Source organism: Streptomyces sp. NRRL S-1022 (genome assembly GCF_000720135.1).
In the GTDB taxonomy this organism is placed as follows: Bacteria; Actinomycetota; Actinomycetes; order Streptomycetales; family Streptomycetaceae; genus Streptomyces.
In genome coordinates, this window is sequence record NZ_JOIU01000013.1 from 65,387 (window position 1) to 79,341 (window position 13,955).

At 69.8% G+C, this 13,955-nt stretch carries 13 protein-coding genes and 1 tRNA gene; 7 read left to right on the plus strand and 7 right to left on the minus strand.

Annotated features, from left to right (window positions below):
* Positions 1-347: 347 nt before the first annotated feature.
* Positions 348-431, minus strand: a tRNA-Leu gene (locus tag IG05_RS0119715).
* Positions 432-859: 428 nt separating this feature from the next.
* On the opposite strand from IG05_RS0119715, the gene IG05_RS0119720 reads away from it, so the two are divergent.
* From IG05_RS0119720 to pknB, 6 genes are all read left to right on the plus strand, one after another.
* Positions 860-1,714 (plus strand): FhaA domain-containing protein, encoded by an 855-nt coding sequence (locus IG05_RS0119720; RefSeq protein WP_030344305.1) that lies wholly within the window; start codon positions 860-862, stop codon positions 1,712-1,714.
* A gap of 10 nt (positions 1,715-1,724) precedes the next feature.
* Complete coding sequence (locus IG05_RS0119725; protein WP_030344307.1) at positions 1,725-2,252, plus strand: FHA domain-containing protein FhaB/FipA; 528 nt, start codon at positions 1,725-1,727, stop codon at positions 2,250-2,252.
* A gap of 140 nt (positions 2,253-2,392) precedes the next feature.
* Positions 2,393-3,961 carry a Stp1/IreP family PP2C-type Ser/Thr phosphatase gene (locus IG05_RS0119730; RefSeq protein WP_030344309.1) on the plus strand — a complete coding sequence of 523 codons (1,569 nt, stop codon included), beginning with the start codon at positions 2,393-2,395 and terminating at the stop codon, positions 3,959-3,961.
* Between the two features lie 27 nt (positions 3,962-3,988).
* Positions 3,989-5,431, plus strand: a complete 1,443-nt coding sequence (locus IG05_RS0119735) for an FtsW/RodA/SpoVE family cell cycle protein (RefSeq protein ID WP_030344310.1) — start codon at positions 3,989-3,991, stop codon at positions 5,429-5,431.
* Complete coding sequence (locus tag IG05_RS0119740; RefSeq protein ID WP_030344311.1) at positions 5,428-6,915, plus strand: peptidoglycan D,D-transpeptidase FtsI family protein; 1,488 nt, start codon at positions 5,428-5,430, stop codon at positions 6,913-6,915. Before IG05_RS0119735 ends, IG05_RS0119740 begins: the two co-directional genes overlap by 4 nt.
* A gap of 195 nt (positions 6,916-7,110) precedes the next feature.
* On the plus strand, positions 7,111-9,123 hold the full coding sequence (gene pknB / locus IG05_RS0119745) for a Stk1 family PASTA domain-containing Ser/Thr kinase (protein WP_030344312.1): 2,013 nt from the start codon (positions 7,111-7,113) through the stop codon (positions 9,121-9,123).
* Positions 9,124-9,186: 63 nt separating this feature from the next.
* Here the strand turns inward: pknB and IG05_RS0119750 are convergent, their stop codons facing one another.
* From IG05_RS0119750 to IG05_RS0119775, 6 genes are all read right to left on the minus strand, one after another.
* Positions 9,187-9,945, minus strand: a complete 759-nt coding sequence (locus IG05_RS0119750; RefSeq protein ID WP_030344313.1) for a class E sortase — start codon at positions 9,943-9,945, stop codon at positions 9,187-9,189.
* A 28-nt stretch (positions 9,946-9,973) separates the two neighbouring features.
* On the minus strand, positions 9,974-11,089 hold the full coding sequence (locus tag IG05_RS48435) for a class E sortase (protein ID WP_030344315.1): 1,116 nt from the start codon (positions 11,087-11,089) through the stop codon (positions 9,974-9,976).
* The gene (locus IG05_RS0119760; protein ID WP_030344316.1) at positions 11,086-11,724 is read right to left on the minus strand and encodes an aminodeoxychorismate/anthranilate synthase component II; all 639 of its coding nucleotides are present in this window, start codon (positions 11,722-11,724) and stop codon (positions 11,086-11,088) included. The genes IG05_RS48435 and IG05_RS0119760 overlap by 4 nt, the downstream gene beginning before the upstream one ends.
* Positions 11,721-11,882 carry a hypothetical protein gene (locus tag IG05_RS46990; protein WP_030344318.1) on the minus strand — a complete coding sequence of 54 codons (162 nt, stop codon included), beginning with the start codon at positions 11,880-11,882 and terminating at the stop codon, positions 11,721-11,723. Before IG05_RS46990 ends, IG05_RS0119760 begins: the two co-directional genes overlap by 4 nt.
* Positions 11,883-11,945: 63 nt before the next feature.
* Positions 11,946-12,635, minus strand: a complete 690-nt coding sequence (locus IG05_RS0119770; protein ID WP_030344319.1) for a class E sortase — start codon at positions 12,633-12,635, stop codon at positions 11,946-11,948.
* 21 nt (positions 12,636-12,656) lie between these two features.
* Complete coding sequence (locus IG05_RS0119775) at positions 12,657-13,445, minus strand: DUF881 domain-containing protein (RefSeq protein ID WP_030344320.1); 789 nt, start codon at positions 13,443-13,445, stop codon at positions 12,657-12,659.
* A 152-nt stretch (positions 13,446-13,597) separates the two neighbouring features.
* Here IG05_RS0119775 and crgA point away from each other — a divergent pair, with 152 nt between their 5' ends.
* Positions 13,598-13,852, plus strand: a complete 255-nt coding sequence (crgA, locus tag IG05_RS0119780; RefSeq protein ID WP_030344322.1) for a cell division protein CrgA — start codon at positions 13,598-13,600, stop codon at positions 13,850-13,852.
* Positions 13,853-13,955 lie beyond the last annotated feature (103 nt).

Sequence of the window (13,955 nt, forward strand, 5' to 3'; positions counted from 1 at the left end):
TCGTGCGGGCGGAGGGCCGGCCGCCGGCCGCGCCGACCCCGTCGCCGTCGCCACCGAAGCACGGTTGCCTCCGCTCCGGCGATCACGTCACCTCGGCTCTCCGGAGAAGCGAGCCCCCGGCTCTCCGGAGAAATGAGCCCCCGACGCCTCCGGAGGAGGTGAGCCCACCCGGCCCGGACATCGCTCCCGCGCAGGCGGCAACAGCGCGGCCCCGCCCGTGAGATAGCTCACCGACGAGGCCAACGGCGCCCGGCTGTGCGATCCCTCACACACCGGAACACAACGAGAAACGGGCCCCCGCCGTGACTTCCGTCACCGGCAGAGACCCGTTTCAACGGTTTTCTCTGTGCGCGAGGGGGGAGTTGAACCCCCACGCCCTTGCGGGCACTGGAACCTGAATCCAGCGCGTCTGCCTATTCCGCCACCCGCGCATTGGGTGTGTCTTCCGGTCCCGGCCCTTTCGGGCTGGCCCCTTCCGACACCCAGAACATTAGCACGTCGTACGGGGTGGATTCACATCGCTTCCCGCCCGCCCCGCCCCGCCACCTGGGGCGCACCCGGGACGGCGCTCGGACGGGCGTGCGTATCAGGCAGACGCGCTTCTCGTATCAACCTCGTACCGGTCCCGGTCATCTCCCCGGAGGCGGACCGGGTCCACAGCCGGGTGCGGGACACTGGTTGTGGACCGCCTCTACGATCCATGGCAGCAGGACACGCGCCAGGAGTTCCAAGGGCAGCCGCTGGGGGAACCGGCTGATTGGCGGGCGCGTAGATACGATCAGTGAGCAGTACCGGCAGTACCCGGCAAGGCAGCGGCACAGAGCAGGCAAGACGACGGCAGGGACGGAGGAGGTGCCCCATGGGAGTCCTGAAGAAGTTCGAGCAGCGTCTCGAAGGTCTGGTGAACGGCACCTTCGCCAAGGTCTTCAAGTCCGAGGTCCAGCCCGTGGAGATCGCCGGAGCGCTCCAGCGGGAGTGCGACAACAACGCCACGATCTGGAACCGTGACCGGACCGTCGTACCCAACGACTTCATCGTGGAGCTGAGCGCGCCGGACCACGAGCGCCTCAGCCCCTACTCCGGGCAGCTCGGCGACGAGCTGGCCGGCATGGTGCGCGACTACGCCAAGCAGCAGCGCTACACCTTCATGGGGCCGATCAAGGTCAACCTGGAGAAGGCCGAGGACCTGGACACCGGCCTGTACCGGGTGCGCTCGCGCACCCTCGCCTCCTCCAGCAGCCAGCAGGCGGCGCCGCAGGCGCCCGCCGGACGCCCCGCACAGAGCGCCCCGGGCGGTTACGGCTACCCGCCGGCCGCCCCCGCGGGCGCGCCCCCGATGCCGGCCGCGCCGCCGCCCGGCGCCCGCCCCGGCGGGTACGGCTACCCGCAGCCCGCCACCCAGCGGCCCGCCGCGCCCCCGATGAGCGGCGCGCGCACCCGCTACTGGATCGAGATCAACGGCACCCGCCACCAGATCTCCCGCCCGACGCTGGTGCTGGGCCGCAGCACCGACGCCGACGTGCGGATCGACGACCCCGGCGTCTCCCGCCGGCACTGCGAGATCCGGACCGGAACGCCCTCGACGATCCAGGATCTCGGCTCCACCAACGGCATCGTGGTGGACGGGCAGCACACCACCCGCGCTACGCTCCGCGACGGCTCGCGGATCGTCGTGGGCAGCACCACCGTTATCTATAGGCAAGCCGAAGGGTGAAGCGGGGGCAATGTCAGAGCTGACCCTCACGGTCATGCGGCTGGGTTTCCTGGCCGTACTGTGGCTGTTCGTGATCGTGGCCGTGCAGGTCATCCGGAGCGACCTGTTCGGTACGCGCGTCACCCAGCGCGGATCGCGTAGGGAGGCCGCCCGGCCGCAGCAGGCCGGCCGGCAACAGGCCCGGCAGCAGGCCGCGCCGCCGCCGCAGCGTGCCCAGCAGGGCGGCGGCCGCCGGGGCCGCAACGCCCCCTCCAAGCTGGTCGTGACCGAGGGCACGCTGACCGGCACCACCGTGGCGTTGCAGGGCCAGACGATCACCCTGGGCCGGGCGCACGACTCCACGATCGTGCTGGACGACGACTACGCCTCCAGCCGCCATGCCCGGATCTACCCGGACCGCGACGGCCAGTGGATCATCGAGGATCTCGGTTCCACCAACGGCACTTACCTGGACCGATCCCGGCTGACGACCCCTACGCCGATCCCGCTGGGTGCGCCGATCCGCATCGGCAAGACCGCGATCGAGCTGCGGAAGTAGTGCTACGTCATGAATAAGCGCGAGCGGAGCGAGCACGCAGCGGCAGGCCGCCACCCGGTCTCCGGCGCGCTCCCAACCGGAGGGTGGGCAGTGTGGCTCGACACGACCGGCTGTACCCGGAGCCGACGGGCGAGGTGCGCATGAGTCTGTCACTGCGCTTTGCCGCCGGATCGCACAAAGGCATGATCCGGGAGGGCAACGAGGACTCCGGTTACGCCGGCCCGCGCCTGCTCGCCATCGCCGACGGCATGGGCGGCCAGGCCGCGGGCGAGGTCGCCTCCTCCGAGGTGATCTCCACCCTGGTCACGCTCGACGACGACGTGCCCGGCTCCGACATCCTCACCTCCCTCGGCGTGGCCGTGCAGCGCGCCAACGACCAGCTGCGCTCCATGGTCGAGGAGGACCCCCAGCTGGAGGGCATGGGCACCACCCTCACCGCCCTGCTCTGGACCGGCCAGCGGCTCGGTCTGGTGCACGTCGGCGACTCGCGCGCCTACCTGCTCCGCGACGGGGTGCTCACCCAGATCACCCAGGACCACACCTGGGTGCAGCGGCTGGTGGACGAGGGCCGGATCACCGAGGAAGAGGCCACCACCCACCCGCAGCGCTCCCTGCTGATGCGCGCCCTCGGCAGCGGCGACCACGTGGAGCCCGACCTGTCGGTCCGCGAGGTCCGGGCCGGCGACCGCTACCTGATCTGCTCCGACGGCCTGTCCGGCGTGGTCTCCCACCAGACGATGGAGGAGACCCTCGCCAGCTACCAGGGCCCGCAGGAGACCGTGCAGGAGCTGATCCAGCTCGCGCTGCGCGGCGGCGGCCCCGACAACATCACCGTCATCGTCGCCGACGTGCTCGACCTGGACACCGGCGACACCCTCGCCGGCCAGCTGTCCGACCAGCCGGTCGTGGTCGGCGCCGTCGCAGAGAACCAGCACCACCTGCACGACAACGGCATCATGCAGACCCCGGCCGGCCGCGCCTCCCACCTGGGCCGCCAGGGCCAGGGGCACGGCGGCGGCGAGTTCGGCCCGCCCGGCTCCGGCGACACCGCCGGCTACGCCCCGGCGGGCGGCTTCGGCGACTACGCCGAGGACGAGCTGACCAAGCCGCGCAAGCAGCGCAGATGGCTGAAGACCTCGCTCTACGGCGTCCTCGCCCTCGCCGTCGTCGGCGGCGGCCTGTACGGCGGTTACCGCTGGACGCAGACCCAGTACTACGTCGGCGCCAAGGACGAACACGTCGCGCTGTACCGCGGGATCAGCCAGGACCTGGCCTGGGTGTCGCTGTCGAAGGTGGAGAAGGACCACCCCGAGATCGAACTCAAGTACCTGCCGCCGTACCAGCAGAAGCAGGTGAAGGCCACGATCGCGGAGGGTGGACTGCAGGCCGCCCAGGTCAAGGTCGACGAGCTGGCCGTGCAGGCCTCCGCCTGCCGCAAGCAGGCCGAGCGCAAGGCCGCCGAGAGCGCGCAGAACGCCCGGAAGGGCGCCGGGAAGACCGGCGGCACCAGGGGCACCACCACGCAGACCGCCTTCACCAAGGCCTCCCCGACCCCGAACCCGTCGGCCTCGAAGACGTCCCCGGCGTCCCCGACGTCGCCCGCGTCCCCTTCGAAGTCTCCGTCCACGACCCCGTCCGCGACCCCCAGCCCCGGCCCCACTCTCTCGGAGGATGAGCAGAAGGTCGTCTCGCTGTGCGGTAAGCAGTAGGCAAGCCGTGAGAGGCCCTGTCACACGATGAGCAGTACTACGAACCCGTCGACGCATCACACGTCCACGATCGGCGCCATCGGCGCGCCGAGCCGTCGCAACACCGAGCTGGCCCTGCTGGTCTTCGCCGTGGTCATCCCGGTGTTCGCCTACGCCAACGTGGGTCTGGCCCTCGACGGCCGGGTCCCCGCGGGCCTGCTGAGCTACGGCCTCGGGCTCGGCCTGCTGGCCGGCGTCGCCCACGTCGCCGTACGCAAGTTCGCCCCGTACGCGGACCCGCTGCTGCTGCCGCTGGCCACCCTGCTCAACGGGCTCGGCCTGGTGTGCATCTGGCGGCTGGACCAGTCCAAGCTGCTGCAGTCGCTGCCGAACTTCGTCACGGCCGCGCCCCGCCAACTGCTGTACACGGCCCTGGGCATCGCCCTGTTCGTCGTGGTGCTCATCTTCCTGAAGGACCACCGCGTCCTGCAGCGCTACACGTACATCTCCATGTTCAGCGCTCTGGTCCTGCTGATCCTGCCGCTGGTGCCGGGCCTGGGTGCCAACATCTACGGCGCGAAGATCTGGATCAACATCCCCGGTCTCGGCTCCCTCCAGCCCGGTGAGTTCGCGAAGATCGTCCTGGCCGTCTTCTTCGCCGGCTACCTGATGGTGAAGCGGGACGCCCTGGCCCTCGCCAGCCGCCGCTTCATGGGCCTCTACCTGCCGCGCGGCCGCGACCTCGGCCCGATCCTGGTCGTCTGGGCGATCTCGATCCTCATCCTGGTCTTCGAGACGGACCTCGGCACCTCGCTGCTGTTCTTCGGCATGTTCGTGATCATGCTGTACGTCGCCACCGAGCGGACCAGCTGGATCGTCTTCGGTCTGCTGATGTCCGCGGCGGGCGCGGTCGGCGTGGCCAGCATCGAGCCGCACGTGAAGAGCCGCGTCCAGTCCTGGCTCGACCCGATGCGCGAGTACACCCTCAGCCGCCAGGGCCAGCCCGGCCACTCCGAGCAGCTCCAGCAGGCGCTGTGGGCCTTCGGCTCCGGCGGCACCCTCGGCAGCGGCTGGGGCCAGGGCCACTCGGACCTGATCCGGTTCGCCGCCAACTCCGACTTCATCCTCGCCACCTTCGGCGAGGAGCTGGGCCTGGCCGGCATCATGGCGATCCTGCTGATCTACGGCCTGATCGTGGAACGCGGCGTGCGCACCGCCCTCGCCGCCCGCGACCCCTTCGGCAAGCTGCTCGCTGTCGGCCTGTCCGGCGCCTTCGCCCTCCAGATCTTCGTGGTGGCCGGCGGTGTCATGGGTCTCATCCCGCTGACCGGTATGACCATGCCGTTCATGGCGTACGGCGGTTCCTCCGTGCTGGCGAACTGGGCGCTGATCGGCATCCTCATCCGCATCAGCGACACCGCGCGCCGCCCGGCGCCCGCCCCCGCCGCCAACCCCGACGCCGAGATGACCCAGGTGGTCCGCCCGTCATGAACAAGCCCCTGCGCCGGATCGCGATCTTCTGCGGCCTCCTCGTCCTCACCCTGCTGCTGCGGGACAACTACCTGCAGTACGTCCGGGCCGACAAGCTCAAGGACGACCCGAACAACCGCCGCGTCACGATCGCCCGCTACGCCACGCCGCGCGGCGACATCATCGTGTCCGGCGGCGACCCGATCACCGGGTCCGCCCAGACCAGCAAGACCGGTCTGAACGACCTGAAGTACAAGCGCACCTACAAGAACGGCCCCATGTGGGCGCCGGTCACCGGCTACGCCTCGCAGGCCTTCGGCGCCACCCAGCTGGAGTCCCTCGAAGACGGCATCCTCACCGGAAACGACGACCGGCTGTTCTTCCGCAAGACCCTGGACATGATCACCGGCAAGGAGCAGCAGGGCGGCAACGTCGTCACCACGCTCAACCCCAGCGCCCAGAAGGCCGCGTACGACGGTCTGAAGAACCAGGGCGGCAAGGGCGCGGTCGTCGCCCTCGAACCCTCCACCGGCAAGATCCTGGCGCTGGCCTCCTACCCGTCGTACGACCCCTCGTCGTTCGCGGGCAACACCAACGACGACGCTGCGGCCTGGAAGAAGCTCCAGAAGAAGTACAACCCCAACGACCCGATGCTGAACCGGGCGCTGCGCGAGACCTACCCGCCGGGCTCCACCTTCAAGGTGGTCACGGCCGCCGCGGCGCTGGAGAACGGCAAGTACACCTCGGCCGACGAGAAGACCGACTCGCCGCTGCCGTGGACCATGCCGGGCACCACGACCCAGCTGAAGAACGAGGGCAACATCCCGTGCGAGAACGCGCCCATGCGGGTCGCGCTCCAGTACTCCTGCAACACCGTCTTCGGCAAGATCGGTGCCGACCTCGGCAACGACAAGATGCTCGACGAGGCGAAGAAGTTCGGCTTCACCTCCGAGCAGTTCACCCCGGTCCGCTCCAGCGCCTCGGTGTTCTCGGACGACATGAACCAGTCGCAGACCGCGCTGTCCTCCATCGGCCAGTACAACACCGCCGCCACCCCGCTGCAGATGGCCATGGTCGCCTCCGCGGTCGCCAACGACGGCAAGCTGATGAAGCCGTACATGGTCGACTCCCTGCAGTCCTCCAACCTGGACCCGGTCGCCACGACCCAGCCGGAGGAGCTGAGCCGGCCGCTGTCGCCGAAGAACGCGCAGATACTGCAGGACATGATGCAGACGGTGGTCGAGAAGGGCACCGGTACGCGCGCGAAGATCGACGGCGTCAAGGTCGGCGGCAAGACCGGTACCGCCCAGCACGGTGTCGAGAACAGCGAGAACCCGTACGCGTGGTTCATCTCCTACGCCAAGCTCCCCGACGGCAGCTCCCCGGTCGCCGTGGCCGTGGTGATCGAGGACGAGGGCGCCAACCGCGACGACATCTCCGGTGGCGGTCTGGCCGCGCCGATCGCGAAGAACGTCATGGAGGCGGTCATCGACTCCAAGAAGTGACCGCAGCCGATCGCCGGGAGTGAGGCCGCTCACATCCCCTTCACATCGCCGCACGTTGCGATACCGGTCCTGTATCGGGTTACGGGCTTGGCCAGGTCACACAGAGCGAGCCGGGTACGGTAGGCCCGGACGGCAGCCTCCGGCCGTGCACACGGGTGCACGGCCGGGACCGACGGAGAGGGCTGGTAGGTAGCTATGGAAGAGCCGCGTCGCCTCGGCGGCCGGTACGAGCTGGGCCAGGTGCTCGGCCGCGGTGGCATGGCGGAGGTCTACCTCGCGCATGACACCCGCCTCGGCCGCACCGTGGCGGTGAAGACGCTGCGTGCGGACCTCGCACGCGACCCGTCCTTCCAGGCCCGGTTCCGCCGGGAGGCCCAGTCGGCCGCCTCGCTCAACCATCCCGCGATCGTCGCGGTCTACGACACGGGCGAGGACTACATCGACGGGGTCTCCATCCCGTACATCGTGATGGAGTACGTCGACGGTTCCACGCTCCGCGAGCTGCTGCACTCCGGCCGCAAGCTGCTGCCCGAGCGCGCGATGGAGATGACCATCGGCATCCTCCAGGGCCTGGAGTACGCGCACCGCAACGGCATCGTCCACCGCGACATCAAGCCGGCCAACGTCATGCTGACCCGCAACGGCCAGGTCAAGGTGATGGACTTCGGCATCGCCCGTGCCATGGGCGACGCCGGCATGACCATGACCCAGACCGCGGCGGTCATCGGCACGGCCCAGTACCTCTCCCCGGAGCAGGCCAAGGGCGAGCAGGTCGACGCCCGCTCGGACCTGTACTCGACGGGCTGCCTGCTCTACGAGCTGCTGACGGTACGGCCGCCCTTCGTGGGCGACTCCCCGGTGGCCGTGGCCTATCAGCACGTCCGGGAGGAACCCCAGGCCCCGTCGGTCTTCGACCCCGAGATCACGCCGGAGATGGACGCGATCGTCCTCAAGGCGCTGGTCAAGGACCCGAACTACCGCTACCAGTCGGCCGACGAGATGCGCGCCGACATCGAGGCGTGCCTGGACGGCCAGCCGGTCGCGGCCACCGCCGCGATGGGCGCGGTCGGCTACGGCGGCTACCCCGACGACCAGGCGACGACCGCCCTGCGCTCGGAGTCCGCGGCCGGGGCGACCACCATGCTCCCGCCGATGAACCCGGACGAGGGCGGCTACGGCTACGACGACCGCCCGGACCGCCGCCGCCAGCAGCAGAAGAAGTCCAACACCTCCACGATCCTGCTGGTGGTCGCGGGCCTGCTGGTGCTGATCGGCGCGATCCTGATCGGCAAGTGGGCGTTCAGCGGCAAGAACGCGGCCGACGGCCAGGTGCCCGTGCCGTCGTTCGTGGGCCAGCCGGAGAAGACGGCCCGCAAGATGGCCGCCAACGTCGACCTGAAGGTCTCGGTCAGCAAGAAGGCCTGCGAGAACCAGGCCACCGGGAACATCTGCTCCCAGAACCCGGAGCAGGGCACGAAGGTCGACAAGAACAGCACCGTCACCCTGGTGGTGTCCACGGGCGCGCCGAAGGTCACCGTTCCCAGCGTCATCGGCCTCAGTCTCGATGATGCCAAGGCGAAGCTGGAAGGCGACGACTACAAGTTCACGGTGAAGACGGAGACCCGTATCTCCACGGATAACCCGAACACCGTGCTCGACCAAGACCCGATCGGCGGCAAGCAGCGGCAAAAGGGGTCTGAGATCACCCTCATCATCGCTAAGGCCGAGGAGAAGGTGACCGTCCCGGACGTCACCGGCAAGTCCTGTGACGAGGCGAAGGCCGAACTCCAGGCCAAGGGCCTGGCACCGACCTGCAACGACACCCCGGTCACCGACCCCGCCCAGGACGGCAAGGTCCAGAACACCAACCCGCAGGCGGGCGCCCAGGTCAGCAAGAACACGCCGGTCACGGTCAACGTCGGCAAGGCCCAGAACACCCAGGTGCCGGTGCCGAACGTCCAGGGGCAGAAGCTCAAGGACGCCAGGAAGCTGATCGAACAGGCGGGCCTGGTGGTCGGAAACATCACCGGCTCGCAGGACGACAACGCCATCGTGTTCACGTCGGACCCCGGCCAGGGCAACCCGGTCGACAAGGGCACGGCGGTCAACCTGGTCACCGTCGGAGGCCCGGGCGGCAACGGCGGCAACGACGGCGGCAACGGCGGCAACGGCGGCGGCACCAACTTCTTCGGCGGTGTCACCGGCTGACCCGCGCCCCCGCGCACACGTGGGCCCCTGCCGGGACGTCCCGGCAGGGGCCCACGCGCATGCTCAGCGCAGCTCCGCCGGCGGTGTGCGCCTGCTGTCCACCTTCTCCACCCGGACCAGCTCGCCCCACACCACGTACCGGTAGCGGGAGGTGTAGACGGGGGTGCAGGTCGTCAGGGTGATGTAGTGGCCGGGCCGCTCCTTGCCGGACTCCTCGGGGACCGGGGCGAGGACCTTGACGTTGTACTTCGAGGTCTCGGGGAGGATGGCGTAGGCCTTGTAGACGTACCAGTCGTCCCGGGTCTCGAAGACGATCGGGTCGCCCTTCTCGATCCGGTCGATGTTGTGGAACTTGGCGCCGTGCCCGTCCCGGTGGGCGGCGACGGCGAAGTTGCCGTTCTTGCCGGTCGTGGGCAGCGTGGCCTTGACCGGGTCGGTGTAATAGCCGGCCACGCCGTCGTCGAGGACGTCCGTACCGGTGCCCTTCTCGACCAGGACCTCGCCGTTCCCCATCGCCGGCACGTGCAGGAACCCGATGCCGTCCCTCGTGTCCAGCGCGCCGGGACCGGACTCCTGCTGCCGCGCCCAGTGCTCGCGCACCTCGTCGGCCTGCCGGTCGGCCTTGCGGTCCGCTATCACGTTCGTCCACCACAGCGAGTAGACGACGAACAGGCCGAGCAGCACGCCCGCCGTGATGAGGAGTTCCCCGAAGACGCTGACCGCCAGCGCGATCCGGCCGGGGCGCCGGCGGCGCGGGGCCGTATCCGGAACCGGTTCGGACGCGTCCGTGGTCTCGTCGGTCTCGTCGGCGGTCGCTGCCACAGTTCCTCTGCCCCTACTCGGTGAAGCCCTACTCGATGAGCGCGTCCGGCTTGCCCTTGCTGCGCGGGCGTTCCTGGACCATCTTGCCCCAGACGATCAGCCGGTACTTGCTGGTGAACTCCGGCGTACAGGTGGTGAGGGTGATGTAGCGGCCGGGCCCGGTGAAACCGGAACCGGGCGGGACGGGATCGAGCACGCTGGTGTTGGACGGCGGGGTGACCGGCAGCATCGAGGTCACCTTGTACACGAAGTACGTGTCCTGCGTCTCGACCACGACCGCGTCGCCGGCCTGGAGCCGGTTGATGTACCGGAACGGCTCCCCGTGCGTGTTGCGGTGCGCCGCGAGCCCGAAGTTGCCGGTCCTCGCGTCGGGCATCGCCGTCTTCAGCGGGGCCTCGCCGTAGTGCCCGACCATCCCCTTGTCGAGCACCTTCTTGTTGCTGATGCCCTCCGCGATCGGCGCCACCACGTCCAGCTTGGGGATGTGCAGGATGGCGAAGCCCTGTCCCGGCTCGAAGACACCCGGGTTCCGCTTGCCGCTGGCCCAGTCGTCCTGGAGCTGGTGCGTCTCGCTGCCGGCCTGCGCGTGCGCGCGGACGTTGGTCCACCACAGCTGGTAGGTGACGAACAGCAGCATCAGCACGCCGGTGGTGATGAACACCTCGCCGATCACCCGGCTCGCGATGGTGGCCGGGCCGGCCTTGCGCAGCCGGGCCTGCCGCCGGGCCTCCACCCGGGTCAGCGGCCGCTGCGGGTCCCGCTGCGCCGGGGGAGCCGTCGTCTCCCGGGGGCCGCCGTGCCGCCGCCCGCCACGCCGCTTGGCGGCCTTTCTGCGGGCCGCACGGCCGCCCGGAGCGGCCGGGGAAGCGGCGGAGGCGGAAGAGGCCGCAGCGGCGCCTGTGGGCCCGCCCTGCGGGCCGAAACCCGCCGGGAGCCGTAGCGCCATCGTCTCCTCGTCGGCCGCGGGCGCGCCGGCGGCCGTGGCGGGAGGCAGCGGCCCCGCGGGACCGTCCTCGGTGAGCCGGGGCATCGGCGCCGTCGGCGGATCCGGCCGGCGTCCCGCGTACGGCCGCGCACCGGCGGGGGACTCGTACGGGCTCCCGCCGCCGTACAAGTCCTCGCGCTCGGGGCGCAGGGCGGTCACGCCGTGGCCCTGCCCACCACCGGGGCGAGCCCCGCCGACCTCGCCACGGCCGCCTCGTCGCCGCACTCCGCCAGCCAGTTGGCCAGCATCCGGTGCCCGTGCTCGGTCAGCACCGACTCGGGGTGGAACTGCACGCCCTCGACCGGGAGTTCACGGTGCCGCAGGCCCATGATGATCCCGTCGTGGGTGCGGGCGGTCACCTCCAGCTCGGCCGGGACCGTGGCGGGCTCGGCGGCCAGCGAGTGGTAGCGGGTCGCCGTGAAGGGCGAGGGGAGGCCGGCGAAGACCCCCTTGCCCTCGTGCTCCACCGGCGAGGTCTTGCCGTGCAGCAGCTCGGGCGCCCGGTCGACCACGCCGCCGTACGCCACCTGCATCGACTGCATGCCGAGGCACACCCCGAACACCGGCACCCCGGTGGCCGCGCAGTGCCGGACCATGTCCACGCACACACCGGCCTGCTCCGGCGTCCCGGGTCCGGGCGAGAGCAGCACGCCGTCGAAGCCGTCCTGGGCGTGCGAGGTCGACACCTCGTCGTTGCGCAGGACCTCGCACTCGGCGCCCAGCTGGTACAGGTACTGGACGAGGTTGAAGACGAAGCTGTCGTAGTTGTCGACGACGAGAATCCGCGCACTCACTGGTTGTCCACCGTCACATCGTTGAAGGGCAGCAGCGGCTCGGCCCACGGGAAGACGTACTGGAACAGGACGTAGACCACGGCCAGGATCAGTAGGAGGGAGAGGAGCGCCTTCACCCACGCGTTGCCCGGCAGATGCCGCCAGATCCAGCCGTACATGCCGTCCCTTGCCGTCCCTTCCGTATCCCCTACGGCACCAGACCCACGCCGTACGTCACCAGACTAACGGCGCAGCGCGCCCGGTTCGCCTGCCTCCACGGGCCGGGTGGAATCCAGGTGCGCCCAGACGATCAGCCGGTGGCTGTGCCCCCATTCCGGATCGCACGTGGTCAGGGTCAGGTACCGGCCCGGACGCGGGTACCCGGACTTCCGGGGGACAGCGTCGATCACCCCGATGTCGGTCGGCACGGTTTTGTAGGGCCCTTTGTCGATCCGATACGTGAACCAGGTCGTTCCGTCCGTGAGCACGACCGCGTCCCCCGGCCGCAGCCGGGGGAAGTCCTCGAAGGGGTCCCCGTACGTCCGCCGGTGCCCGGCGACGGCGAAGTTCCCCTGCCGGCCGAGGCGCGCGGTGCCCGCGTAGTGGCCGAGGCCCTTCTTCAGGGTGCCGGCGTCCGTGCCCTCCAGCACCGGCTTGTGCCACGCGGGGCCGAGCCGCGGGATGTACATGATCGCGAAGGGTTCGCCGTGGCGGTACGGGGAAGGCCGGGTCACCGTGACCGTCCGCTCGCCCGGGGCCACGGCCGGCCGCGCGTTCCCCTGTGACCACTGCCGGTGCAGCCGGTCGAGCTGGTCGCTCATCGCGCTGTCGGCCCGTACGCCCGTCCAGAACAGCAGGTAGACGACGAAGAGCACGATCAGGGTGCCGACGGTGATGCACAGCTCGCTGACGGTCCTGACGATCACGCGCACCGGCGGCTCCCGGACGGACGTCTACCCCACTGGCTTCGCGTAGTGCAGGTCCACTGTGCCGGAGTACCCCGGAAGAGTCACCGTCCCGTCGTCGGTGACTTTCCAGCCGAGACCGTAGACGTTGACGTAGACCATGTAGGTCTGGATCGCCTTGCTCGCGGCGAGCGCCTGCTGCAGCCGGTCCGGGTCCCCGACCGCCGTGATCTTGTACGGCGGTGAGTAGACGCGGCCCTGGAGGATCAGGGTGTTGCCGACGCAGCGCACCGCGCTGGTGGAGATCAGCCGCTGGTCCATGACCTTGATGCCCTGGGCGCCGCCCTGCCACAGCGCGTTCACCACGGCCTGGAGGTCCTGCTGGTGGATGACCAGGTAGTCGGGCTGCGGCTCGGGATAGCCGGGGAGCTTGGCGGTGGCGCCGGGCGGGGCGTCGTTGAGGGTGACGGTGACGGCCTTGCCGGTCAGCTTCCGGGTGCCCGCGCTCTTCTCCAGCCCGCCGAGTTTCTCGTCCTGGGCCCGGGTGCTGCCGTCGTCGCTCTCGGCGAGCGATTCCACGCCGTCGCGCAGGGTCGCGTTGGACTCGTCCAGCTCCTTGTTCTTCCGGCTGCGCTGCTGGATCAGGTCGGACAGCTTCAGCAGCGAGCCGTCCTGGCGGATGTCGGTGCCCTTGGCCGTGTCGAAGCTGGTGAAGAAGATCAGCCCGGCGAGGGCGAACACGGCGGCCGTGAGGATGCGCACGGGCCGCGGACGCAGCCTGCGGACCGGGCCCGCACCCGTTGATCCCGTCCCGGGGGAGTCGGCAGAATTGCTCAACGTACCCTTATCTCCTTCGGCGCCACGGAAGCACTACGCTAACGGACGCCCGGGGGAGCACACAGAGTCGTCATGTTGGCCCCTTGTACGCTGCCCCGAGCCCGACCCAGTTACCTGCGCGGCCACGCAGCGCATCGACAGGAGAGACCCTCGTGCCGAAGTCACGTATCCGCAAGAAGGCCGACTACACGCCGCCGCCCGCGAAGCAGGCGCAGGCCATCAAGCTCACCACCAGCGCCTGGGTCGCGCCCGTCATGCTGGCCATGTTCCTGATCGGCCTGGCCTGGATCGTGGTGTTCTACGTGACGGACGGCTCGCTGCCCATCGACAGCCTGGACAACTGGAACATCGTGGTGGGCTTCGGCTTCATCGCCGCCGGCTTCGGTGTCTCCACCCAGTGGAAGTAGCGCTTCCGGCACCTCCGGAAACAGCTCTGCCGGCTCTGCCCACGGCTGTCCGCTGAGTTATCCACAGCTGTTTTCCACATGGGGAAAAGAACGACGATCTGTG

Coding starts and splice junctions, on each gene's coding strand:
- pknB (WP_030344312.1), top strand. CDS start 7,111: ATGGAAGAGCCGCGTCGCCTCGGCGGCCGGTACGAGCTGGGCCAGGTG.
- IG05_RS0119740 (WP_030344311.1), top strand. CDS start 5,428: ATGAACAAGCCCCTGCGCCGGATCGCGATCTTCTGCGGCCTCCTCGTC.
- IG05_RS0119730 (WP_030344309.1), top strand. CDS start 2,393: ATGAGTCTGTCACTGCGCTTTGCCGCCGGATCGCACAAAGGCATGATC.
- IG05_RS0119725 (WP_030344307.1), top strand. CDS start 1,725: ATGTCAGAGCTGACCCTCACGGTCATGCGGCTGGGTTTCCTGGCCGTA.
- IG05_RS0119720 (WP_030344305.1), top strand. CDS start 860: ATGGGAGTCCTGAAGAAGTTCGAGCAGCGTCTCGAAGGTCTGGTGAAC.
- IG05_RS0119735 (WP_030344310.1), top strand. CDS start 3,989: ATGAGCAGTACTACGAACCCGTCGACGCATCACACGTCCACGATCGGC.
- IG05_RS46990 (WP_030344318.1), bottom strand. CDS start 11,882: ATGTACGGCTGGATCTGGCGGCATCTGCCGGGCAACGCGTGGGTGAAG.